Genomic DNA, 23,131 nt, shown 5'->3' on the forward strand with positions numbered 1-23,131 from the left:
CGGTCGCGCCGAGCCCCGTCCGGCGGGGCTCAGCCGATCGCTTCGACGAAACGCCGGGCCTCGTCCTCGGTCATCCCCGTCTCGCCGCGGACCAGCAGGACGGCCTGCTCACTCCGCCCGCCCTCCTTGAGGTCGCGGACCCGTTCGGCCAGATCGCCGTGGAGCGGGGACGCGCCTTTGGGGAGCGGAGAAACCCTGCCCGCGGCGAGGTCGTCGACGTACCGCTTGGCCTCGGCGAGGCCGAGGCCGGTCTGCTCGCGGACGAGCTTGATCGCGTGGATCTTCTTGTCCTGCGCGATCAGTACGTGCGCCTGCGCGTTCAGGTCGGCCGGGCTCAGGCGGGGCTGCGGCGGGCTCGCGGACCGCCGCGCGGACCGGACCATCCCGGTCACCGCCAGGACCACGACCGCGATGATCACTACGATGATGAGGAGTTCCGTCCACCCGAGACCTATCATGGTTTGATCATATTGTCCCGAGGCCTCCGGATCGCAACCCACGCGGATTCAGCCCGATGTCCTCCCGGGCTTCTCTTCCTCACCCTCGGGGAGGTCGCGCGACGTCCGCAGCGGCGAGAGCATGATCGGCAGGAAGCTGGCGGCGAGCACCGCCGCACCCGCCCACAGCGCGGCCCGCACACCGGCCAGCTCACCGATCAGCCCGGCCGCCGCGGCCCCGGCGGCCAGCGCCCCGGTGAGCAGGAAGCGCATCGTCGCGGTGACCCGGCCCAGCAGATGGCCCGGGGTGATCCGCTGCCGGAAGCTCACCTTGATCACGTTGGAGACGCCGACCTTCCAGGTGACCGCCATCCACCCGGCCCCGGCCAGCCACAGTCCCGCTCCGGCGTCCAGCAGCGGGATCAGCGGGGTGAACGGCACGATCGCCACACTGGTCAGCCAGACCGCGCGGCCCTCCCCGATCCGCCGCCCGAGCCGGTTGGCGCTGGCCGAGCCGAGCATGAAACCGACCCCGCCCATGGTCAGGAACACTCCCAGCCACAGCGGTGACAGGCCCAGCTCCCGTACGAACAGCAGGGGGAGCATCGTCTGGATGATCTGGATCGCCAGGTTCGTCAGCGCCCCCTCGGCGGCGATGGCACGCAGGATCGGGTGACCGGCGACCATTCGCACGCCCTCCCCGATGTCGCGCCGCATGCTCGTCTTCCCGGTGCGCTCGGGACGGGGCTCGACACGGGTGATCCCGCGCAGGAACAGGGCCGACCCCAGATAGCTCAGCGCGTCCAGCACGATCGCCACCGGGGCCGACAGCAACTGGATGAGATAGCCGCCGATCGCGCGGCCCGCGAGGTTCTCGGCCGCGTCCATGGTCACCAGCGCGGTGTTGGCGGCCGTCAGCCGGTCGGGACCGACCAGGTGCGGCAGGTAGCCCTGGTCGGCGAGCTCGAAGAACAACGTGGCGACGCCGCAGATCAGCACCACCGCGCACAGGTGGGCGAAGGTGAGCACGTCCAGCCACCAGGCCAGCGGCACCGAGCCCAGCAGCGCGGCCCGCGCCAGGTCCGTCACGACCATGACCGGCCGCCGCCGCATCCGGTCGACCCACGCCCCCGCAGGCAGGCCGATCAGCAGGTAGGCCACGGTGCCGAGCATGGCCAGCAGGCCCAGCTCGCCGGGAGTGGCCGCCAGTGCGGTGACGGCGGCCAGCGGGACGGCCAGGTCGCCGATCGAGGTGCCCAGCCGGCTCGCGGTCGCCGCGGCGAACAGTTTCCGGAAGTCGCTGTCGGCGAAGACCGACCGCTGCGGCGTCGCCGCTGCCGGAGGTCCCGCTGCCGGAGGTCCCGGTGTCGAGGGTGCCGGGTCTGCTGCCGGGGATGCCGGCGTCGAGGGTGCGGGTGTCTCGGGTGTCGCTGTCATGGGCACGACCATGACGGCGCCCTTACGCTCTCTCCATTGATTCGGGCAGCGCCGAATCCATCGCGCCGAATCCATCGCGCCGCACCCACCGGCCCGCCGTACGGTGGGACCCGGCGGAGGGCCGGCCGCAACCGGCCGCGGCCGGGCCGGCGGTGCGGAGGCCGGACGGTGCGGAGGCCGGACGGTGCGGAGGCCGGACGGTGCGGAGGCCGGACGGTGCGGAGGCCGGACGGTGCGGAAGGAGAGGACGTGCTGGAGCTGGGGTTCGGGCTCGCGGATCTGGCGTGCACCCGCTTCGCGTTCTCGCCCCTGTGGGAGGTGGTCGCCAGCGTCCGGGTGCTCAAGAGCCCGGAGGAGCATCCCCTGCACCGGGCGTGGGTCGCGGCGGTACGGCCGCGCCTGGACGCCTCGGGCCTGGACTGGGGCATGCTGGCCGACCTGGTGCCGGTGCCGACCCGGGTGATCCCCGCCTTCGTCTGCCCACCCCCGGTCTCCACCTCCCCCGACCTGGAGGTCGAGCTGGCCACGTTGCGCTCGACCCCGCCCGGGCACGTGGACGTCGGCGACAGCCCGCGCCTGGCCGTCCTGCGCGAGGATCCCGAGGCCGGGCTCGAACGGCTGGCCGGGGTGATCAGGGACTACTGGGCGATCACGCTGGCGCCGTACTGGCCCAGGATCCGCACCCTGCTGGAGGGCGACATCCTGTACCGCGCCCGGCAGCTCGCCGAGGGCGGCGCCGCCCGGCTCCTCAACGACCTCGACCCGGCCGTCAGCTGGCGCGACGACACCCTGTCCATCGCACACCGGCACGTGTCGGGGGTCAGGGAGCTGGGCGGGCGGGGTCTGCTCCTGGTGCCCTCGGTGTTCGTCTGGCCGCGCCTGTTCTCGGTGACCACCCCGCCCTGGCAGCCCACGCTGCGCTATTCGCCGCGCGGCGTGGCGACCCTGTGGGAGCGCCGCGGCTCCGGCGCGCCGCAGGCGCTGGCCGCCGTGCTCGGCCGCTCGCGCGCCCTGATCCTGGCCGAGCTGGACGTGCCCGCCTCGACCACTCAGCTGAGCGGCGGCACCGGGATGTCGATGGGCGGGGTCTCCGGGCACCTGACCGCCCTGCGCGACGCCGGTCTGGTCAACGCCCACCGCAGCGGCCGCCACGTGCTGTACTCACGCAGCGAGGCGGGAGAGGCGCTGCTCTGGGCGGCGCGTCCCTCTCCCGGCGGCCCGGCGGGCTGAGAGCCCTCGCCACCTGGCACGGAGCGGGATCGGCGGCCGGGTGGTCCGACTCCGCGTGACGGCGTCGTAACGACCGCGCGTCTCGCGAGGCGCCCTCCGGAGTGCCACGATCGGTATCCTCCATGGCCATCGGATGCCGTAACCGGCTCCGCTCCGATGGCCGTACGGGAAGAGGTGAGCGGTGTCCGATCTCGGTCGGCTGGAAGCGCGGGATCCGCAGCACGTCGGCGTCTACCGGCTGGCCGGCGTCCTGGGGGAGGGCGGCCAGGGCACGGTCTACCTGGGCCACGACCCCTCGGGGCGGCGGGTGGCCGTCAAAGTCCTGCACGCCCGGATGGCCGCCGAGGACGTCGTCCGGCAGAGGTTCGAGCGGGAGGCGGACCTGGCCCGCCGGGTGGCGGCGTTCTGCACCGCCCAGGTGCTGGCGGCGGGCGTCAGCGACGGGCGGCTCTATCTCGTCAGCGAGTACGTCCCGGGCCCGTCGCTCCACCAGCTGGTCGCCGCCGAGGGGCCCCGTACCGGAGGAGGCCTGCACCGCCTGGCCGTGGCCACCGCCACCGCGCTGTCGGCCATCCACCGCACCGGGATCGTGCACCGCGACTTCAAACCGGCCAATGTGATCATGGGACCGGAGGGTCCGGTGGTCATCGACTTCGGCATCGCGCGTGCGCTGGAAGCCGGTACGACCCGTTCGGCGCTGGTGGGCAGTCCCGGCTACATGGCGCCCGAGCAGTTGTCCGGCCACTCGGCCTCTCCGGCCTCCGACGTCTTCGCCTGGGCCGCCACCATGGTCTACGCCGCGACCGGCCGCCCGGCGTTCGCCGGGCAGCACCCGGCTGCGGTGATGGGCGCCGTCCTGCACAACGCCCCGGACCTGTCCGGGGTCCCGGAAGGGCTGCGGCCGTTGCTGGCGTCATGCCTGGCCAAGGACCCCGCCGCCCGCCCCGGCGCGGCTCAGGTGCTCACCGCCCTGACCGGCGGCACCGGTACCGCCCCGGCCGCCGGAAACGGGTCGCATCCGGCGGCGTGGACGGCACCCTGGCAAGAGCCGAGATCCGGGCAGGGACCGACGCCCGGACAAGGGCTGGATCCCGGAACGGCACCGGCCCCGGCGCAGTGGCCGCCGTCCGGGCAGGGGCCGGGGGCCGCGCAATGGCCGACGTCCGCGCCGCCGGGCGTCGGGGCGCCGGGCGCCTCCACCGTCCCCCGGCCGGTCCCGGTCGGCGGGCGGACCGGCGCGGCCGGTTCCGGCCGGCCGTACGGGACGGTGCGCAGTCTCGGCGTCGCGGCTCTCGTGTTCGGCGGGGCGCAGGTCGCGGTGATCTACGGCGGTGCCTTCGGTGATCTCAGCGAGACGGCTCTGCTGAAGCTCGCGCCGCTGTGGATCTTCTGTCTCGCCTTCGGCGGAGGCGGGCTGCTGCTGCCTCGGCCCACCTTGCTCAAGGCCGGCATCGTCGCCGTCGCGGCCGTCCTCCTCGGGGTCGTCTTCTACTGGACGCTGTGGCCCCTGCTGTAGGACGGCGGAAGAGGGCATGATCGTTGTCGGTGCCGCGCGGTACGGTCGTGCGGACCGAGAAAGGATGTCCCTGCGATCATGCGGCCCGCGGATCTGAATCGCCTCACCGTCCAGGAGTCTGCCGACCGTTACGTGGAGCTGGTGCGCGCCAGGACCTCCACCGGGGCGCTCTCACCCGCCACCGCCGAGCTCTACTCGCGTGACGTGGCCACGTTCGTGGAGCTGGCCGGGGCCGAGCGGGTGCTGGACGACCTGACCGGCGAAGACGTCGACGCGATCCTGCTGGCCTTCGCGCGCAAGCCCGACGGGCGGCGCAGGCCCGATTCCGAGGGGCCGCGGCCGGTTCCCTCCCAGCCGGTGCAGTCGCCCTCCTCCCAGGCGCGCTTCCGCCGTTCGATCTCCGCGCTGTTCAAGCACGCGACGCTGGCCGGCTGGGTGCAGGTGAACCCGATGACGGCCGCGACCGTCACGGCCCGGGAGCGCGGGGGGCTGCGCCCGGAGCGGCGGGCCCTGACTCGCGAGCAGGCCCAGGGACTGATCGGCGCGGCACGCAGTCTGGGCGAGGCCGGCGCCGAGCCGCCCACCGCGCCCGGAGATCGGGGGCGCAGGCGGCGCGACCAGCGCACCGAGCTGCGCGACGGGCTGATCGTGCTGCTGCTGTCGACGCTGGGCCCCCGGGTCTCCGAGCTGGTCAAGGCCAACGTCGAGGACTTCTACACCAACGACGGGGTGCGCTACTGGCGCATCTTCGGCAAGGGCGGCAGGACGCGCGACGTGCCGCTGCCCGGCGACGTGGCGCGGGTGCTGGAGGCCTACCTGCTCCACGGGCGGCCCGAGTCCCCGGACAAGGCGCTGCTGCTGTCGTGGCGGGGCAGGCGGCTGGCCCGCGGTGACGTGCAGGCGGTGATCGACCGGGTGCAGCGGCGGGTCGACCCCGACCGGCGGCGGTCGGTGACGCCCCACGGGCTGCGGCACACCACGGCCACGCACCTGCTGGCCGACGCGGTCGACATGGACGCGGTACGCCGGGTGCTGGGACACAGCGACCTGGCGACGCTGGGCCGCTACCGCGACGAGCTGCCCGGAGAGCTGGAGGTGGCGATGCGCACCCACCCGCTGCTGCGCGGCGACCGCGGCGCGGGACCGAGCGAGGGCGCGGTGGGATGATCCCGCCCGGTCCGGGAGTCCGGCGGTGATCCAGGCGAGCCGGCCTGGAGGTCGGCCCTTCCGGAAGCGGTGATCCGCGCGAGCCGGCCTGGAGGCCCGTCTTCCCGAAGCGGTGAGCCTGGTGGAACGGCCTGGAGGTCGGCCCTTCCGGAGGCGGTGAGCCTGGTGGAACGGCCTGAGGCCTGCCTTCCCGGGGGTGGTGGACCGGGTGAAACAACATGGAGGCCAGCCTCCACGTAGACGAGGGCTGGCCTGAATGCGGCTCGCCCGCCTGCTTGCCACGATGGCTTTCCACCCGATGTCCATCGGCGTAATGCAGGAGCAGCCATGCGCACCCTTCGGAAAACCACACAGCTCACCGTCGCCGCAGCCGGACTGTTCGCCGGCGTGTTCCTCACTCCCGGGGCGGTCGCGGCGTCGGCCTCGGCGCCCGAGCCCTTCTACTGGTACCGGATCATCGTCGCGCACAGCAGCCAGTGCCTGGACGTGGCCCACGTCCGTCTCGAATCCGGGGCCAAGGTGGTCCAGGGACACTGCGGAGGCGTGGGGTCCACCACCAACCAGCATTGGCGGGTCGAGTACGTCAACGGCTCCGGCGGTCCCGTCCGCATCGTCGCCAGGCACAGCAGAAAGTGCCTGGACGTGGCCGGCGCCAGTCGTGCCCACGCGGCCGGCGTCATCCAGGCCACCTGCGGGGGCCCGGCGGCCACCAGCCAGCTGTGGCGCGTCAGATACGTCAAGACCGTGGGGTCCCACCACTGGTACTGGATCGTCAACCAGAACAGCGGAAAGTGCCTGGACGTGGCCCACGGCCTCATCAACCACGGGACCAGGGTCGTCCAGGGCACCTGCGGAGGCCCGGGGGCCGGCGCCAACCAGCTGTGGCGGCGCCAGACGGCCGCCGTCACCTGGCCTCAGTCGGAACGCGGCTGAGGCGTGCCGTGACGGCCAGACGGAGACCTGAGGACATCCGCCGAGAAGAAACCAGAAAAAACCCGTGAAGAAACCTCAATACACCCCTCCGCCCTCCGAAAAGAGAGACAGAGGGGCAGGGCGGACCACGGACGGTACCGCACGGCCCGTCCCGGGAGGAACATCATGGGTCTGCGCATCGATCAGATCACCGGCGTGGCGAACACCCACCGACGCCCGCCCGCCGAGGCCGACCGTCCGCCGGTGTCGCCGGAGCTCACGCCCGGTGATCCCCGCCCCGGCCGGTCGGTGACCGGGATCATGGAGCCCTCCCCCGGCGACCCCCGCCTCCGCCGGTCGGTGGCCGAGATCGCGGAATCATCCTCCGGCAGCCTTCACCTCGGCCGGTCGGTGGCCGAGACCGCGAAGTCCTCCCCCGACGATCCCCGTCCCAGTCGATCGGTGACCGGGGTCGCGGGGTCCTCCTCCGGCGATGATCGACGTACCCGGGTCGACGAGCTCAGGGCCGTCGTGCGCAGCGCCCAGGACGGCATCTCGGCCATCCAGACGGCGGAGGCGGCGCTCACCCAGGCCCACTCCGTCCTGCACCACATGCGCGGCCTGGCCTCCCGGGCCGCGGGCGGCGGGCAGGACGCCCGGGTCCAGCAGGCGGACGACCAGAGGTTCACGCAGCTCAAAAGGGAGCTAGACCGGATCTCCGCCGTCGTCTCCGGTACCGGTGAGTCGCTGGACGACCTCTCCTCCCCCGCCCTTCGGACCGGTGACGGCATCGATGCCGCCGGTCGGCGGATCAGCGGCGGGGACGACCTCGGCGCGTTCTCCCTGGGGGTGGGAGCGGCGTCGCTGGTGGACGGCGCCGATCCCGGGAACCAGGCACTGAACGCCGCCGCCGCACAGGCCGCGGTCACCTCCATCGACACCGCCCTGCAGGCGGTCTCGGACACCCGGGCGAGGCTCGGCGCCGTCCAGGACCGCTTTCAGCACGCCATCAGCGGCCTGAACGTGGTGATCGAGCAGCTGTCCGCCCCGGAGGCCCACATCCGCGACGCCGCCATGGCCCGTCAGATGGCCGCCGCCATCCGCGACCGGATCGTCCCCCAGGCCGGCACCGCGCTGCCCGCGCAGGCCAACCAGACACCGCGGTCGGCGCTGAAGCTCGTGAGCTGACCGCCCCTGCCGCTCGGCCGATGGCTCGTCGCTCCCGTGCCGCACCCGATCCCGCCCCGTGAGCGTCCCGCCCCGTGAGGCGGCCGACCCGGCACCGTCGCCCGGCGTGGCCGGGCGCGGGGGTCTCAGGCGGCGCGATCGGCGGCGCTGATCTCGGCCAGGACGTCCAGCGAGACTCCCAGCACCTGCGCGAGCGCGGCGATGGTGAAGAAGGCCGGGGTGGGGACCCGTCCCGTCTCGATCTTGCGGAGGGTCTCGGCGGACAGGCCCGCGGCGGCGGCCACCTCGGCCATGCTTCGGGTCCCGCGCGCCTGGCGCAGGATCGCCCCCAGGCGGTGCCCGCGTTCGCGGTCGACTTCGGTCAGCGGTGGTCTCACCATGCGCAGAATCCTAGCAACCGTGATAACAATACCGGTATAACTATTGCGAGAAAGGAGTCCGCGACATGGTGGAGATCAAAACCGCAGCCGAGATCGAGGCCATGGCCGAGGCCGGGAAGGTCGTGGCCACGGCGCTGACCGCGGTGCGCGCGCAGGCCGCCGTCGGGGTGAGTCTGCTGGAGCTCGACGAGGTCGCCAGGACCGTGATCGCCGAGGCCGGTGCCCGCTCGGCGTTCCTGCACTACAAGCCCGGATTCGCGCCCACCCCCTTCCCCGCGGTGATCTGCGCCTCGGTCAACGAGGTGATCGTCCACGGCATCCCCGGTGACCACCGGTTGCGCGACGGGGACCTGCTCAGCGTCGACTTCGGCGTCTATCTGGACGGATGGGCGGCCGACGCCGCGGTCAGCTTCGTCGTCGGCGCTCCCCGGCCCGAGGACCTGGCGCTCATCGAGACCACGCAGGCCGCGCTGGAGGCCGGGATCGCCGCCTGCGTGCCGGGCGGGCGACTGGGCGACGTCGGCCACGCGATCGTCGCCGCCGGGCGGGGCGCCGGGTACGGCATCCCCGAGGACTTCGGCGGCCACGGAATCGGCCGGGCCATGCACGAGGACCCGCATGTGCCCAACTACGGCCGCCCCGGCCGCGGCATGGTCCTGCGGCCCGGCCTGGTGCTGGCCATCGAGCCGATGTTCACCGCCGGGGGCGGCGACGAATACGTGATCGCCGCCGACGGCTGGACCATGTCCACCGCCGACGGCAGCCGCGCCGCCCACGTGGAGCACACGGTGGCGATCACCGAGGACGGCCCGCGCGTGCTCACCTGTCTGTGAGCTGTGTGAGCTGTGTGAGCTGTGTGAGCTGTGTGAGCTGTGTGAGCTGTGTGAGCTGTGTGAGCTGTGTGAGCACCGGCGCGGCGACTCCCCGGCCCAGGCCGGCCGCTCCCACGCACCGCATCGATGACCGTCCGATCCCTCCTGGACGGCCCCGCGCGTCGCCGGCGCGGACCCCGCCGCGCACCAGGTCATGGGGGTTCCTCCAGGCGGATCATCAGATCGGTGACCAGCCGCTCGGGCGGCGTGGTCGCCGGGTCGGACAGATAGACCTCGCGGACGGGACCGCGCACCGGATGCCCGCGCTCGGCGCACCAGGCGAGGAGCGCGTGGTAGGAGAGGGTGATCTGGTCGTACGGCCCGACATGGGTGACGCGGGCGAAGTCTCCCCCGGGCAGCAGGTCCGCCACGATCCCGGGCGGCGGGTCCGGTGCCGCGGCCGGTGAGCCGGGGACGGCACCGGGCACCTCCAGGGCGACCGCGACGGGAAGGGGCTCGTCGGGCTCGACGGGGAACAGGCCGATCAGGCGGGCGGGACCGGGGTCGCCGGGGGCATCGGGCAGGGCCGCCGCCAGACGTGCCACGCAGGCGGACACGGCCCGGCCGACGTCTCCCGTCGAGGCCGCCACGTCCCGCGCCATGACCACCCGGCGGGCGGGTTCGGTGACGACGTCGACCGGCGCGGCGGGGATCCCGTCGGCCAGCACCCGCTCCAGCGTCGCGAGGGTACGGCGCCGCCGCGCCAGCTCGGCCTCCAGGTCGTCGCGGACCCGGCCCAGCGCCCGGGCGGCGGCCGTACCGGACAGCACCTCGCCGATCACGGCCAGCGGCACGTCCAGGGAGCGCAGCAGCCCGATCGAGAGGGCGTCGCGCACCTGACCGGCCCGGTAGTAGCGGTATCCGGTGTCCGGGTCGACCCACGCCGGTTCCAGCAGTCCCAGGTCGGCGTAGTTGCGCAACTGCTTGACGCTGAGCCGGCACAGCCGCGCGAAGCGGCCGATCGACATCAGGTCCCCGCCGGGCCCCCGTTCCAGATCCTCGTTCACGCCACCAGCATGGGCCCTCCCCCGGCGGGAGAGTCCACCCGCGGCAGTTCTCAGCTCCTCGCGTACCGCACCGATATGTGGTCGACGACTCATGGAGGAGGCGGCGTGACCGCATTGAGGAAAGGCCTAAGGACAGGCCGACGATGGCGTTCCCTGCTGGCCGCGTCGGCGGCCGCGGCGCTGCTGGGACCCACCGCCGCGGCCAACGCCGCCGGCACGTTCGACGTGACGACCTACGGAGCCCGCGCGGGAGACGCGCTCGACGACACCGCGGCGTTCGCCGCGGCCCTGAACGCGGCGGTGAACGCGGGCGGCGGCACGGTGCGGGTGTCCTCCGGCACCTATCTGGTACGGCCGGACCGGCTCAGCGTCGGCCCCGGGGTGACCCTCTACAGCTCCGGCGGGGTGCTCAAGCCGTTCGATCACGGGTTCTCCCTGCTCACGGTGCGCGGCGGCGCCACCGTCAGCGGCCTGACCATCGACGGACAGGACATGGTCGTGCGGGGCATCACGGTGGGCGTGGGAGCCACCGGCGTCAATCTGACCAGTGTGACGGTCCGCTCCATCGCCCAGCCCCGCGAGCCCTCGGCCACCGGCTACGCGCTGAACGCGCCGCAGTCACCGGTGGGCATCCACATCTCCGGCGACGCCGACGGCGTGCTGCTGGACAAGGTCACCGTCGACGGGGTCCGGGCCACGGCCACCGCCAGCCCGAACGTGCAGTTCACCGGCGCCTTCGAGGGCGCCAACCCGACGGGCGGATGGCGGCGGCACAACGCCAACGACTACTACCTGCAGGAGAGCCCGCGGCCGTCGCCGTGGGCCTGGCAGGCGGTGACCTCGCCGGTCCGCTCGGGCACCCAGGCGCTCCGCAGCGAGCTGCGCATCACGGACCGGCCGGTGTACGGCGGTTCCCGCTCGGAGGTGCTGCTGAACCCCGAGAGCCCCCGCGAGGAGCACTGGTACGGCTTCAGCATCCTGCTGCCGAAGGGCGGCGACGAGGACTACGGCCCGGACCGGTCGGCGGAGGTCGTCGCCCAGTGGCACAGCAGCCCCGACACGTGGGAGCAGCATGAGAGCATCTCCCCGCCGCTGGCGCTGTACACGGTCAACGGCACCTGGGAGATCCGGCGCCTGTGGGACCACCGCGAGTGGTCCAGCAACTCCAGCATGGCGGCCGCGGGCCAGCGCGAGACGACCTCTCTCGGCTCCTACGAAGCCGACAAGGGGCAGTGGACGGACTGGGCCTTCCACGTCCGGTGGGGATGGCTGGCGGAGCACCGGCCGCTGCTGGAGATCTACAAGAACCGGCAGCTGGTGTACCGGACGACCGGGCCGAACACCACCAACGACGTCGTCGGCAACTATTTCAAGATGGGCCTGTACAAGTGGGACTGGTCCGACGGCCGGGTCTCCGACACCACCCGCAGGGTGATCTACCACGACGAGTACCGCGTGGACGACGCCTCCGGCAGCCTGGACACCGTCTCCCCGCCCATCCCGCCGCTGCCGCCCGGCGCCTGGCCGTACCCGGTGGCCCGCGGGGTGCTCATCTCCTCGGGGCCCGGCCAGACGGTCCCGCGCAACGTCACGATCCGCTCCTCGACGTTCCGCAACGTCGGCCCGAAGGACGACGGCGACTGCGTCGTCATCCAGGGCAACGGCGCCGGCGCCGAGCCGGACGCGAACCTGACGATCTTCAGCAACACGTTCTCCGGTTGCGCCAAGCGGGCGGTGAAGATCCAGGTGAACGGGGTCACGGTGAGCGGCAACCAGATCGACAACCCATTCCTGGGCACCAACCCCTACGTTCTGCGTCCCGCCGCCGTCGACACCACGGACATGTACGCCGCCATCTCGGTGTACGGGTCCCGGGTGAAGGTCACCGGCAACCGGCTGAGCGGCCTCGGCAGCTCCTACGCGGCCGTCGACGTCAACACGAACGCCGGTGACCCGCCGCTGGAGGACGTGGCGCTGACCGGCAACACGATCGCCAACGGCGCCTCCTCCAGGCTCGGCCCGGCCAGCCTCATCCGGGTGCACTCCGCGGTCCGGAGACTGCGGGTGGAGAACAACGGGATGCAGTACGGCTACTGGGGGCTGCGCTGCGACGTACCGCCTTCGGAGCCCTTCTACACCGGGAACACGGTGTGGAACACGACCACCGCCCATCTGGGCTGCCTGGCGGCGCCGCAGGTCGCTTCGGCGGCGGCGCTCAACCCCGCCGGAGGCGACCAGCTGACCCTCACGGGGACGGGCTTCGGGACGACCTTGGAGGCGTTCCGAGCGGCCCAGATCAGCGTGACCGCCGGCGCCGGTTTCACCCCGGTGACGTGGGTGAACGACACGACCCTGCGGGTGACGGCACCGGCCGGCGCACCCGGCGCGCGTCCGCCGGTCACGCTGTCGCGCGGCGGGGTGCCCGCTCCGGTGGTGCAGGCACCCGGACGGTACGCGGCGACCGTGACCTCGCTGTCTCCCGCCACCGTGCCGCTCTCCGGCGGTGTCAGCTCGAACGTCGGAGGCGTCGGGTTCCGCGACTCCACCGGGTGGGTGCTCGAGGGGGCCACGACCGTGCAACTGCCCCGGTTCGCCACGACGGCGGAGCTGTCGCGCGCGCCGGCCGGCGTCGTGGTGCTCGGCGACACCTCTGCGGTCGTCAAACTGCCCCCGGCACCGGACACCACCGGTGACGGCCTGGCCGACCGCGGCCAGTACACGCCGGCCTTCACCCCCGCCGGCGGCACGCCGTACCTGGCCCCCGCGAATGTGAGGTTCACCTACTCCTGACATTCCCGGGGCGCCCGCGGCGGCTCCGCCGGTCGACTTGACCCTCACGTAACGGCAGGCTCCACCCTGGAGCGCGTAAGGGAGAGGGGGAGGCCATGGGCTATTCCGTCGGGCAGGTGGCCCGTCTCGCCGGGGTGACGGTGCGCACGCTGCACCACTACGACGAGATCGGGCTGCTGTCGCCCGGGCAGCGCACGGCGTCGGGCTACCGGCGCTACACCGACGCCGACCTGGAACGGCTGCAGCACGTGCTGTTCTACCGGGAGCTCGGCTTCCCCCTGGAAGAGATCGCGGTCATCCTCGACGAACCGAGCAGCGACACGCTGACGCACCTGCGGCGCCAGCACGAGCTGCTCAGCCGGCGCATCGGCCGGTTGCGGGAGATGACCGCGGCGATCGAACGCGCCATGGAGGCGAATGCGATGGGAATCCCACTGACACCCGAGGAGCGCTTCGAGCTCTTCGGCGACTTCCGGCCGGAGGAGCACCAGGCCGAGGCGGAGGAACGCTGGGGCGGCACCGAGGCCTTCGAGCAGTCACGGCGCCGCATGGCGACGATGACCAAGGACGACTGGAAGCGCTTCACCGCCGAGGCCGCCCGGACGACCGAGGACTTCGCCAAGGCTTTCACCGACGGCCTGCCCGCCGACGGCGAGGTCGCCATGGACCTGGCCGAGGAGCACCGGGCGCACATCACCCGCTGGTGCTACGACTGCTCCTACGAGATCCACCGCGGCCTGGGTGACATGTACGTGGCCGACCCGCGCTTCGCGGCCAACTACGAGCCGCTCGCGCCGGGTCTGACGCAGTACATCCGCGACGCCATCCACGCCAACGCCGACCGCGCCGGCGCCTGAGGCCCGGCCGGTCGCGACGGTGCCGGGCACCCCGCCGGCGGGGTGCCCGTCCTGTCCGGCCGCGGCCCCCGCCCCTCGGCTGGTTATCCTCGAAAGGACGGTCGATCACGGGGCATGGGGGGCCAATCCATGACAGAGCGCAAGCCGGTCGGGGTGAGTTTCGAGACCTGGATCGACCGGCAGATCCGCGAAGCCGCCGAGCGCGGGGAGTTCGACGACCTCCCGGGGGCGGGCAAGCCCCTGCCCGGCGAGGGCAAGCCGGACGACGAGATGTGGTGGATCAAGCGGAAGATGCAGGCGGAGAACCTGTCGTTCCCGCTGCCGGGCACGCTCGCGTTGCGCAAGGACGCCGAGGACTCCCGGGCCGCGGCGCTCCGGGCGCGCACGGAGGCCGAGGCGCGCAGGATCATCGAGGAGCTCAACGACAGGATCCGCGAGGGCCACGGCAAGCCCCTGTCCGGTCCGCCGGTCTTCCAGCCGCTGCTGGAGGTGGAGGAGGTCCTGGCCGAATGGCGGGCCGCCCATCCCGTCGAGGAGGCGCCGGCCGGACCGCAGGCGCCCGCCGAACCGCCCCGCCGGCGGCGTTCCCCGCTGAGGTGGATCAGGCGCGGCTGAGGAACCGCGGCGGTCGCGGTCACCGTTCCGGTCGCTGAGTGGCCGCGGCCACGGTCACCCTACCGGCACGACCTCCCGCCCTCCCGTTCGGGACCGCGGCGGCCACCGCCTACCCTGGGAAGCCGTTTCCCCGAGGTCCGTGAAGGAAGGGTGGTCCCCTCGTGCCCACCGCACTGCGTCTGTTCCGTTATGTCGCGATCGCCGAGGCGTGCTCGTGGGCCGGACTGCTCGTCGGCATGTACTTCAAGTACATCGCCGCCACCGGCGAGCTCGGCGTGAAGATCTTCGGCCCGATCCACGGCGCGCTGTTCGTGCTGTACGTCGCCGGGGTGCTCGCCGCCGCCCGCACCGCCGGGTGGAGCCGGGGCACAATCGTGCTCGGCCTGGCGTGCTCGGTGCCCCCGTTCACCTCGTTGTGGTTCGAGCGGCGCATGCTGTCCCGCTTCCGCGAGCCCGCCGCCGCCCAGCGGATCCCCTGACGGCGTCCGGCGGCCCGCCGCACTGCACGACGGACCGCCGGAGCTGGACGGGCGGCGCGCAGGTCAGGCGTCGGGGCCCTTCGGGCAGGCGGCGCGCAGGGCCCAGAACCACTCGACGTAGTCGTCGTGCACGGCCCGGCCCTTGATGCGGACCAGTGAGTCGTCGGAGTTCTCCTGGTGGGTGAAGTTGGCGCTGCCGGTGTAGACCCGGGGGACGATGTCGGCGCGCTGCGCCTGGCCGGCACCGCCCGTACGCGGCCCGCGGGGATCGTTGAACACCGCGCCCATCACCGGCTTGGCCGAGGCCGGGGCGGGGGCCGCGCCGCCTCCCCGGTCCGCAGGGCCTGCGCCTGCCCGGCGAACAGCGTGCTCATCAGCACGCACGCCAAGGGGATCATCAGGAGTCTGCTTCGCATGACGGTGAAGTCCGACAAGATCGCGATCACCTGTCGTCCACCCTCCGTCGTCAACCCTGGGATTGATCCGTTTCCACCATCCGCGGTAGCGGGCCGGGCCGTCTGCCACCCGGGTCCGCCCGGACGCGGGTGGCAGACGGCCCGGGCGTCTGGGCCCGCCGGTCAGCTCAGGATCGCGGCGTGCATGCCGGGCTCGTAGGAGCCTCCCCGCTGGTGCACGATCACGGCGAGCCGGTTGGCCGCGTTGATCAGGGCGACCAGGGAGACCAGCGCGGCGATCTGGTCGTCGTCGTAGTGCTTGCGCACCTGGGCCCACGTCTCGTCGGACACGCCCCGGTGGGCGTCGGCGAGCCGGGTGCCCTCCTCGGCGAGCGCCAGCGCGGCCTGCTCGGCCTCGGTGAACACGGTGGACTCGCGCCAGGCGGCGACCAGGTGGAGCCGGACCGCGCTCTCACCGGCGGCCGCGGCCTCCTTGGTGTGCATGTCGATGCAGTGCCCGCAGCCGTTGATCTGGCTGGCGCGCAGCGACACCAGTTCCTGGGTGGACTTCGGCAGCGGCGACTGCATGATCACCAGAGCGGCGTTGGCGAACCGCTTGGCGAACCTCATTGCGATCTCGTTGTCGAACAGGTTGAACCGGGTGTCCATGACTTCCGTCCTCGTTTCCGGTGGTGCCCCGTGGTGGCGGGCTGAACGGACACGAGATGCCGGCGGCCCGCTCCCTGTGACAGGGCGGCCGTGTGACGTACCTCACCGCCCGCGGACGTCACAGAACCGAGGGGCCCGGCATCTTGTGCGTGTGGCACCGTTGGAGGCGAGCAGGCGGGAGCGGCCGGTGAAGAGCGAGCGCACACAGGACACGGGCGGGCGGCTCTCCGGCGAGGGGTGCGCGGACCCCGCCACCGAGGCGTTCGTCGCCCATCGCAACCTGCTGTTCACCGTCGCCTACGAGATGCTCGGCTCGGCCGCCGACGCCGAGGACGTCCTGCAGGAGACCTGGCTGCGGTGGGCGGGCGTCGATCTCGGCGCGGTGCGGGACCGGCGCGCGTACCTGGTCCGGATCACCACCCGCCAGGCGCTCGCCCGGCTGCGCGCGCTCGGCCGCCGCAAGGAGTCCTACGTCGGCTCCTGGTTGCCCGAGCCGCTGCTCACCACTCCCGACGTGACCGAGGACGTCGAGCTGGCCGACAGCGTCTCGATGGCGATGCTGCTGGTGCTGGAGACCCTTCAGCCGACCGAGCGGGCGGTGTTCGTGCTGCGCGAGGTGTTCGACCTCGGGTACGACGAGATCGCCGAAGCCGTGGGCAAGAGCCCCGCGGCGGTCCGCCAGATCGCGCACCGGGCGCGGGAGCACGTCGCGGCGCGCCGGCCGCGCGGGGCCGTCTCCCCGGCCGAGACCCGCGACGCGCTCGACGCGTTCCGGCGCGCGGCCGAGACGGGCGATCTGCAGGGCCTGCTCGACGTCCTCGCGCCGGACGTCATCCTGCTGGGCGACGGCGGCGGGGTCAGACAGGCCATCCTGCGGCCCGTCGTGGGGGCCCGCAAGGTGGCCCGCCTGCTGGCCGCCGGGCTGGGGAAGATCGCCGGCACGGGATCGCTGCGGCCGGAGCAGGTCAACGGCCACCCGGGGCTGGTCCTCCGGTTCGACGGCGTGATCGACACCGTCGTGGCGGTGCGCATCGACGACGGCCTCATCACCGGGCTCTACGCCGTACGCAATCCCGAGAAACTCTCGCACATGCAGCGGGAGACCGCCCTGCGCCGCTGAGCCGGAGCCCCTCCCGCCTCCGGTACGGCCCGCAGCGCAGCCGCCGTCATGGTCTGCGCGCGTTCGTGAGCCACCGCAGCAGCCACTCCGCCGGGCCGTAGCGGTGGCGGCGCAGCCACAGGCGGCTGTACCCGGCCTGAAGCAGGAAGATCGCGACGGCGATCGTCACCACGGTCATCGGGCTGAGCCGGCCCACCAGCCCCAGCCCGTAACCGGTGAACACCATCGAGCAGATCAGCGACTGGCCGAGATAGTTGGTCAGCGCCATCCGCCCCGGCGGCACGAGCGCGCCGGTCAGCCGCGGCGCGGCGGGCAGCAGGCGCAGCAGCGTCGCGGCGTAGGCGGCGGCCAGCAGCGGCGCGGTGAGCAGGTCCACCGCCTGGCCGGCCATGTGGTAGGCGCCGTGGCGGACGCCGTCGCCCGACCAGGTCGAGTGCGCGTACAGCAGCGCCCCGACCAGCCCCACGGGGAAGCCCACCAGCTGGATCCTCCTGAGCACGGCGGTGTGCCCGCAGACGCCGGCGAGCGCCCGGTGCCTGCCGGCGGCCAGTCCGACCAGGCAGGCGGCCAGGACGGCGGGCCCCTGGAAGAACACCCGGAGTATGACGATCTTCTCCAGCGCGTGCACGTGCTCGGTGATGATCGCCGTCGCCGAGCCGCCGAGGGCCCGGTCGGTCCGCGCCGCCTCGGCCGCGTCCCCCGCCACCATCCCGGAGGCGTCGGCGCCGAGCAGGGCCAGCGCGGCCAGCAGGAACAGGCCCAGCGCGAGCAGCGCGGTCAGCGCGGCGGCGCAGGTCATCGCCGCGCGGGCGGGCAGGCGCCGGGCGGCCAGCAGGACCAGGCCGACGACGGAGTAGGTGACCAGGATGTCACCGGGGAACAGCAGCACCGCGTGGGCGACGCCGAGCAGAAACAGCCCGGCCAGCCGCCGCAGGAACCGCGGGACGAACGCCTTCCCCGACCTGGCGGCCGAGTCGATCTGGAGGGTGAAGCTGTAGCCGAACAGGAAGGAGAAGAGCAGATAGAACTTGTTCTCGAAGAGAAGAGTGACGGTCCAGCGGACCTCCCAGTCCAGCGGCGCGGAGAACCAGGGCTCGGCGAGCCCGGCCATCCGGTGTCCCGAGGCCAGGTAGGCGATGTTGACCACCACGATGCCCAGCAGCGCGAACCCCCGCAGGGCGTCGATCGCGGCGATCCGGTCCCCCGCCTCGCCGGAGACCGGGACGGCCGCCCCCGGCTCCCGATGTTTCCCCCGAAGCATCGCGCCCCCTCGTCTGCATCCGGGAAAGAGCAGCGATCAGCATCTCCCATGCTCGGGGCGTCTCAGCGGATTTCCGGCGCGCGGCTCCTGATTTTGACGTACACATAAGCGGAGCCGATCACGATGAAGACCTCCGGCGAGCCGGGCAGCCCGCGCCCGGCCCCGCACTCCGGAGGCTCCGGGCCCGCCGGTGTCATGAGGCGACCGGATATCAGACGCCGAGTACGGCGCGCGTCATGGCACGGCATCTCCCCGGGTCGGTGAGCAGGTCGGCGGAGTCGGCGAACTGGTCGACCGATCCCAGCGGGGGCAGCGCCGCCACGGCCGGGTCGGTGATGGAGGCCGTCAGCGCGTCGGCGAAGCGCCGGGCGTCGAGGACCTGGAACGGCCGCGAGTGGAAGCCGCGCACGGAGGGGTCCAGCGGTTCGGTCAGGCCCAGCCGGTTGTGCAGGGCCGCCACCCGCTCGTAGGCCCGGCTCAGGTGCCGTTCCCGTTCGCGCCAGTCCCGCGCGGCCATCGCCCGCGACAGGGCGTCGCCGAGCTCGGCCGCCCCGGACAGGCGGGCGAAGCCGCTGCCCAGCCACTTGGTGTAGGGCGGATAGCGGCGGCGCATCAGCAGGGCCAGCCGCATCACGTCGCGGGCCAGCCGGGCGGTCACGACGGCCGAGCCCAGGTCGTCGCCGACCTCGCCGCACCGGCCGGGGAAGGCCTCCTCCTGGGCCAGGCGCCGCCACTGTCCGGCCAGCACGTAACGCCACAGGTCGGTGGGGTACCAGCGCAGCGCGGCCCGCGACTCCTCCAGGGATCCCAGCCCGTCGTGGAAGACCTCTCCCCGGGTGACCTCGGCCAGCCGCTGCCAGGGCGCCGACAGCCAGTCCAGGGTGGCCGGGCCGCGGCGGGGGTCGAAGCCGAGCCGGTGGGCGAACCATTGGCCGGGCTCGGCCACCTCGACCCCGTGCCGGCCGCCGAAGACAGTGGGATAACCGCCGAAGGCGGGCGGCAGGCTCCGGGCGACGGCCTCCCGCACCTCCCGCACCAGTCCGGCGGTGACGAACAGAACGACCCGCGGTCCCCAGTCATGGTCGGTGGAACGCTCGGTGTCGAACGCCAGAACCTCCGAACCCGGGCCGATCAGCGCGGCACTGTGCGGGACGTCGGTGACCAGCGGGCGCACGACCTCACCGTAGAAGTCACGCGACAGCTCCAAACCAGGCACGAAACTGGACATCATTCCGCCCACTCTGCCTGCCGCTCCCGCCACGCGCACGTGGTTTTCCCGGCGCCGGCCCTCTGCGGCACGGCGGCCGCCCCGCGGGGACCGCGAACGGATTTTCATGATTTTTCTGGCGGATCGGGGAATCGCAGCTCAGCGGGGGGACAGCGCCGGGAGAACGCGCCCGGCGGCCCTTGCCCAGCCCGTCCGGGAGTCGCGTTCGCGCAGGTCGGCAAAAACATGAACGCACTGTTCACGTTTGCCTCACCCGGATGCGGTGGTCAAGGATGAAGCATCCGCGAACCGGCCCCCGCCTGGGGTTTCTTCGGCGTGCCCGCCGGCCGTTCGCATGATCACCGGGAGGAACGATGCCCATTCTGGTCACCGGGGCGACGGGAACCGTCGGAGGCAGCCTCGTCCGGCAGCTCGTGGCGGCCGGCCACCGGGTGCGGGCGCTGACCCGCGACCCCGGCTCGCCCGCGGCGGCGGAACTGCCGCAGCAGGTCGAGGTCGTCCGCGGCGACTTCGCCAGGCCCGAGACCCTCATCCCCGCCTTCCGGGGAGTCGAGCGCATGCACCTGGTCGCGATGGACGGCTACGGCCCGCTGACCACCGCCCCGGAGATCCTCGACCTGGCCCGCCGGGCCGGGGTGCGGCGCGTCACCCATCTCGGCCACGACGATCCGAGCCGGGACGACGACGACCCGCTGGAGAGCGAGAGCCGGGCGGTGAAGAAGGCGGTGGAGGACTCCGGCCTGGAGTGGACCCACCTGTTCCCCGGCGAGTTCATGGCCAACACCTGGGAGTGGGCCGAATCGATCAAGAACGAGGGCGTCGTGCGGGCGCCGTTCGGCGACTGGACCAGCGCGATGGTCCACGAGGCCGACATCGCCGCCGTGGCCATGGCCGCGCTGCTGCACGACGGCCACGCGGGCAGGACCTACACGCCGACCGGCCCGGAACCGGTCAGGCGCGCCGACGCCGTGCGGATGATCGGCCGGGCGATCGGCCGCGAGATCCGCTTCGTCGAGCTGACGCCCGACCAGGCCCGCGAGCACTGGAAGGACGTCTACCCCGAGATCGTCATCGAGTGGTTCCTGGAGATGGGCGAGCATCCCGACATGAACGCCCCGGTCCTGCCCGACGTCGAGCAGGTCACCGGCAGGCCGGGCCGTACCTTCGCCCGGTGGGCCGCCGACCACGCCGACGACTTCCGCTGACCGCCCGGCCGACCGCGCCGGGCCGGGCCGGGCCGGGCCGGGCCGGCGAGACTAGGAGGGGGTCAGCGCGGCGGCGGCGACCGGGACGATCCGCATGCCGAGACGCTCGTAGACGCGGATCGCGCTCAGGTTGTCGGTGTCGACCACCAGCGCGACCCGGCCGTGCGCGGCGGCCAGCTCCGCGATGGCGAACCGGCACACCGCCTCCCCCAGGCCGCGCCCCCGGAAGGCGGGGGCGGTGGCCACCCCCGCGATGAACCCGACCTGCGGCGAGGACCAGGCGTCGGCGGCGGTGGCCACCAGCCCGCCGCCCTCACGGACCCCGGCCCAGCGGCGGATCCCCGGCAGACCCGGTACCGCCCACGCCGACGGGGACGCCTCGGCCAGCAGCTCCGTCACCTCGCCGTCGGCCCCGGGCGGCAGCCACCCCACGCCCTCGTCCCCGCCGATGCGTTCCTGCACGGCGCTTTCCTGCACGGCGCTTTCCTGCACGGCGCTTTCCTGCACGGCGCTTTCCTGTACGGCCCCGCCGTCCCGGCCGGTGTCCATCCACTCGAAGCTCCCCAGGACCCGTGCTCCCGGCAGGCGCCGCACCACCTCCTCCACCAGGGACCGCTCGCCCGTCAGCCGGTAGTCCGGCCCCAGCTCGGGCAGCGCCAGCCGTACCAGCTTGGCAGCCTCGGGCGCGGGGCCGCACACGGTGAGCCGGTCGCGGCGGTTGAGGTCGGGGCTGGCCACCGCCACCGCCCCGCCCAGGGCCCACGCCCGCACTCCGCCGCGCAGCCCCTGGGCGGCCCACATGACCATGATGTCGTCACCGGACGCGGCGGCCACGTCCTCGATGCGAGTCAGCTCCACGCGGCTACAGGATCTCGCCGGGGACATAGGCGGCGGCCTGCGGGTAGCGGGCGGCGATCTCACCGACGCGCGCCACGACGGCCTCGACCTGTTCGGCCGCGGCGCCGGTGAACGCGATCCGGTCGGCCAGCAGGGCGTCCAGCCCGGCCCGGTCCAGCGGGAAGCGCTCGTCGGCCGCCAGCCGGTCCAGCAGCTCGTTGCCCGCCCCGCGCTCGCGCATGGCCAGCGCCGACGCCACCGCGTGCTCCTTGATCAGCTCGTGCGCCGTCTCCCGGCCCACCCCGGCGCGCACCGCGGCCATCAGCATCTTCGTCGTGGCCAGGAACGGCAGGTAGCGGTCCAGCTCGGCGGCCACGACCGCGGGGAAGGCGCCGAACTCCGACAGGACCGTCAGCATCGTCTCCACCAGCCCGTCGAAGGCGAAGAACGCGTCCGGCAGCGCGACCCGGCGCACCACCGAGCAGGACACGTCGCCCTCGTTCCACTGGTCCCCGGCCAGCTCGCCGCCCATCGACGCGTAGCCGCGCAGGATCACCGTCAGCCCGTTGACCCGCTCGCACGAGCGGGTGTTCATCTTGTGCGGCATCGCCGAGGAGCCGACCTGTCCCTCGGCGAAGCCCTCGGTGACCAGCTCGTGCCCGGCCATCAGCCGGATCGTCTTGGCCAGCGACGACGGCGCGGCGGCCAGCTGCACCAGCGCGGTGAGCACCTCGTAGTCCAGCGAGCGGGGGTAGACCTGCCCGACGCTGGTGAAGCGGTGGGCGAAGCCCAGGTGCGCGGCGACCCGGTCCTCCAGCTCGGCCAGCCTGCCCCGGTCGCCGCCCAGCAGGTCCAGCATGTCCTGGGCGGTGCCGACCGGGCCCTTGATCCCGCGCAGCGGGTAGCGGGCGATCAGTTCCTCCAGCCGGGCGAAGGCCACCAGCAGTTCGTCGGCGGCCGAGGCGAAACGCTTGCCCAGGGTGGTCGACTGGGCGGCCACGTTGTGCGACCTGCCGGCCATCACGGTGCCCGAGTGCTCGGCGGCCAGCTCGGCCAGCCTGGCCAGCAGCGCCACGCACCGGTCGCGCACCAGCACCAGGCTGTCGCGGATCTGCAACTGCTCGACGTTCTCGGTCAGGTCGCGCGAGGTCATGCCCTTGTGCACGTGCTCGTGCCCGGCCAGGGCGTTGAACTCCTCGATGCGGGCCTTGACGTCGTGGCGGGTGACCCGCTCGCGCTCGGCGATGGAGCCCAGGTCGACCCGCTCCAGCACCTTCTCGTAGTCGGCCACGACCCCTTCGGGGACCTCGATCCCCAGCTCCGCCTGCGCCGCCAGCACGGCCAGCCACAGGCGCCGCTCGGCCACCACCTTGTACTCGGGGGACCACAGGCGGGCCAGCTCCGCGGAGGCGTAACGAGCGGCCAGGACATTGGGGATACGCGGCTTGGAAGTCACGTTGCCGCAGTCTATCGACGCCCCGTCCGCGCTCCCGCCCACCCCTCCCCCTCTCGCCGTACGGCGGGCGCGC

22 protein-coding genes are annotated in these 23,131 nt (G+C 73.1%); 12 read left to right on the top strand and 10 right to left on the bottom strand.

Annotated features, from left to right (window positions below):
• Window positions 1–29: 29 nt before the first annotated feature.
• Together Psi01_RS37300 and Psi01_RS37305 are read right to left on the bottom strand one after the other, a co-directional pair.
• Window positions 30–458 (bottom strand): ribosomal protein L7/L12, encoded by a 429-nt coding sequence (locus Psi01_RS37300; RefSeq protein WP_204068888.1) that lies wholly within the window; start codon window positions 456–458, stop codon window positions 30–32.
• Between the two features lie 48 nt (window positions 459–506).
• On the bottom strand, window positions 507–1,874 hold the full coding sequence (locus Psi01_RS37305) for an MFS transporter (RefSeq protein ID WP_204068889.1): 1,368 nt from the start codon (window positions 1,872–1,874) through the stop codon (window positions 507–509).
• Window positions 1,875–2,123: 249 nt separating this feature from the next.
• On the opposite strand from Psi01_RS37305, the gene Psi01_RS37310 reads away from it, so the two are divergent.
• The 5 genes from Psi01_RS37310 to Psi01_RS37330 all read left to right on the top strand — a co-directional run bounded on the left by Psi01_RS37310 (window position 2,124) and on the right by Psi01_RS37330 (window position 7,887).
• On the top strand, window positions 2,124–3,104 hold the full coding sequence (locus Psi01_RS37310) for an ArsR/SmtB family transcription factor (RefSeq protein WP_204068890.1): 981 nt from the start codon (window positions 2,124–2,126) through the stop codon (window positions 3,102–3,104).
• 181 nt (window positions 3,105–3,285) lie between these two features.
• On the top strand, window positions 3,286–4,620 hold the full coding sequence (locus Psi01_RS37315) for a serine/threonine-protein kinase (protein ID WP_204068891.1): 1,335 nt from the start codon (window positions 3,286–3,288) through the stop codon (window positions 4,618–4,620).
• Window positions 4,621–4,698: 78 nt separating this feature from the next.
• Window positions 4,699–5,787: a tyrosine-type recombinase/integrase gene (locus Psi01_RS37320; protein ID WP_204068892.1), complete on the top strand. Its 1,089-nt coding sequence runs from the start codon at window positions 4,699–4,701 to the stop codon at window positions 5,785–5,787.
• Window positions 5,788–6,114: 327 nt separating this feature from the next.
• A complete protein-coding gene (locus tag Psi01_RS37325) occupies window positions 6,115–6,720 on the top strand; it encodes an RICIN domain-containing protein (protein WP_204068893.1) in 606 nt (201 codons plus the stop codon).
• Between the two features lie 165 nt (window positions 6,721–6,885).
• The gene (locus Psi01_RS37330) at window positions 6,886–7,887 is read left to right on the top strand and encodes a flagellin (RefSeq protein WP_204068894.1); all 1,002 of its coding nucleotides are present in this window, start codon (window positions 6,886–6,888) and stop codon (window positions 7,885–7,887) included.
• Window positions 7,888–8,012: 125 nt separating this feature from the next.
• Here the strand turns inward: Psi01_RS37330 and Psi01_RS37335 are convergent, their stop codons facing one another.
• Window positions 8,013–8,267 (bottom strand): helix-turn-helix domain-containing protein, encoded by a 255-nt coding sequence (locus Psi01_RS37335; protein WP_204068895.1) that lies wholly within the window; start codon window positions 8,265–8,267, stop codon window positions 8,013–8,015.
• A 65-nt stretch (window positions 8,268–8,332) separates the two neighbouring features.
• Here Psi01_RS37335 and map point away from each other — a divergent pair, with 65 nt between their 5' ends.
• Window positions 8,333–9,100 carry a type I methionyl aminopeptidase gene (map, locus tag Psi01_RS37340; protein WP_204068896.1) on the top strand — a complete coding sequence of 256 codons (768 nt, stop codon included), beginning with the start codon at window positions 8,333–8,335 and terminating at the stop codon, window positions 9,098–9,100.
• 191 nt (window positions 9,101–9,291) lie between these two features.
• On the opposite strand, the gene Psi01_RS37345 is transcribed toward map, so the two are convergent.
• Window positions 9,292–10,146, bottom strand: a complete 855-nt coding sequence (locus tag Psi01_RS37345) for a MerR family transcriptional regulator (RefSeq protein ID WP_239128311.1) — start codon at window positions 10,144–10,146, stop codon at window positions 9,292–9,294.
• Between the two features lie 105 nt (window positions 10,147–10,251).
• Between Psi01_RS37345 and Psi01_RS37350 the strand changes: the two genes are divergently transcribed.
• The 4 genes from Psi01_RS37350 (at window position 10,252) to Psi01_RS37365 (ending at window position 14,887) form a co-directional block, all read left to right on the top strand.
• Window positions 10,252–12,936: a polysaccharide lyase family 20 protein gene (locus Psi01_RS37350; RefSeq protein WP_239128312.1), complete on the top strand. Its 2,685-nt coding sequence runs from the start codon at window positions 10,252–10,254 to the stop codon at window positions 12,934–12,936.
• Window positions 12,937–13,031: 95 nt separating this feature from the next.
• Entirely contained in the window at window positions 13,032–13,793 is a 762-nt protein-coding gene (locus Psi01_RS37355) for a MerR family transcriptional regulator (RefSeq protein WP_204068898.1), read from the top strand.
• Window positions 13,794–13,922: 129 nt separating this feature from the next.
• Complete coding sequence (locus Psi01_RS37360) at window positions 13,923–14,408, top strand: DnaJ family domain-containing protein (protein WP_204068899.1); 486 nt, start codon at window positions 13,923–13,925, stop codon at window positions 14,406–14,408.
• Between the two features lie 161 nt (window positions 14,409–14,569).
• The gene (locus Psi01_RS37365) at window positions 14,570–14,887 is read left to right on the top strand and encodes a DUF3817 domain-containing protein (protein ID WP_204068900.1); all 318 of its coding nucleotides are present in this window, start codon (window positions 14,570–14,572) and stop codon (window positions 14,885–14,887) included.
• 63 nt (window positions 14,888–14,950) lie between these two features.
• On the opposite strand, the gene Psi01_RS37370 is transcribed toward Psi01_RS37365, so the two are convergent.
• On the bottom strand, window positions 14,951–15,271 hold the full coding sequence (locus Psi01_RS37370) for a phospholipase D-like domain-containing protein (RefSeq protein WP_204068901.1): 321 nt from the start codon (window positions 15,269–15,271) through the stop codon (window positions 14,951–14,953).
• A 194-nt stretch (window positions 15,272–15,465) separates the two neighbouring features.
• Window positions 15,466–15,951 (bottom strand): carboxymuconolactone decarboxylase family protein, encoded by a 486-nt coding sequence (locus Psi01_RS37375; protein ID WP_204068902.1) that lies wholly within the window; start codon window positions 15,949–15,951, stop codon window positions 15,466–15,468.
• A gap of 187 nt (window positions 15,952–16,138) precedes the next feature.
• On the opposite strand from Psi01_RS37375, the gene Psi01_RS37380 reads away from it, so the two are divergent.
• On the top strand, window positions 16,139–17,071 hold the full coding sequence (locus Psi01_RS37380) for an RNA polymerase sigma-70 factor (protein ID WP_275424644.1): 933 nt from the start codon (window positions 16,139–16,141) through the stop codon (window positions 17,069–17,071).
• A 46-nt stretch (window positions 17,072–17,117) separates the two neighbouring features.
• On the opposite strand, the gene Psi01_RS37385 is transcribed toward Psi01_RS37380, so the two are convergent.
• Complete coding sequence (locus Psi01_RS37385) at window positions 17,118–18,332, bottom strand: DUF418 domain-containing protein (RefSeq protein ID WP_204068903.1); 1,215 nt, start codon at window positions 18,330–18,332, stop codon at window positions 17,118–17,120.
• A gap of 211 nt (window positions 18,333–18,543) precedes the next feature.
• Window positions 18,544–19,548 carry a DUF4037 domain-containing protein gene (locus Psi01_RS37390; RefSeq protein WP_307819298.1) on the bottom strand — a complete coding sequence of 335 codons (1,005 nt, stop codon included), beginning with the start codon at window positions 19,546–19,548 and terminating at the stop codon, window positions 18,544–18,546.
• A 365-nt stretch (window positions 19,549–19,913) separates the two neighbouring features.
• Here Psi01_RS37390 and Psi01_RS37395 point away from each other — a divergent pair, with 365 nt between their 5' ends.
• Entirely contained in the window at window positions 19,914–20,765 is an 852-nt protein-coding gene (locus Psi01_RS37395) for an NmrA family NAD(P)-binding protein (RefSeq protein ID WP_204068905.1), read from the top strand.
• A gap of 51 nt (window positions 20,766–20,816) precedes the next feature.
• On the opposite strand, the gene Psi01_RS37400 is transcribed toward Psi01_RS37395, so the two are convergent.
• Together Psi01_RS37400 and purB are read right to left on the bottom strand one after the other, a co-directional pair.
• Window positions 20,817–21,623 (bottom strand): GNAT family N-acetyltransferase, encoded by an 807-nt coding sequence (locus Psi01_RS37400; RefSeq protein WP_204068906.1) that lies wholly within the window; start codon window positions 21,621–21,623, stop codon window positions 20,817–20,819.
• 4 nt (window positions 21,624–21,627) lie between these two features.
• Window positions 21,628–23,058: an adenylosuccinate lyase gene (gene purB / locus Psi01_RS37405; RefSeq protein ID WP_204068907.1), complete on the bottom strand. Its 1,431-nt coding sequence runs from the start codon at window positions 23,056–23,058 to the stop codon at window positions 21,628–21,630.
• Window positions 23,059–23,131: the final 73 nt, after the last annotated feature.

Source organism: Paraplanobispora siamensis (genome assembly GCF_016863175.1).
GTDB classification, from domain to species: Bacteria; Actinomycetota; Actinomycetes; order Streptosporangiales; family Streptosporangiaceae; genus Planobispora; species Planobispora siamensis.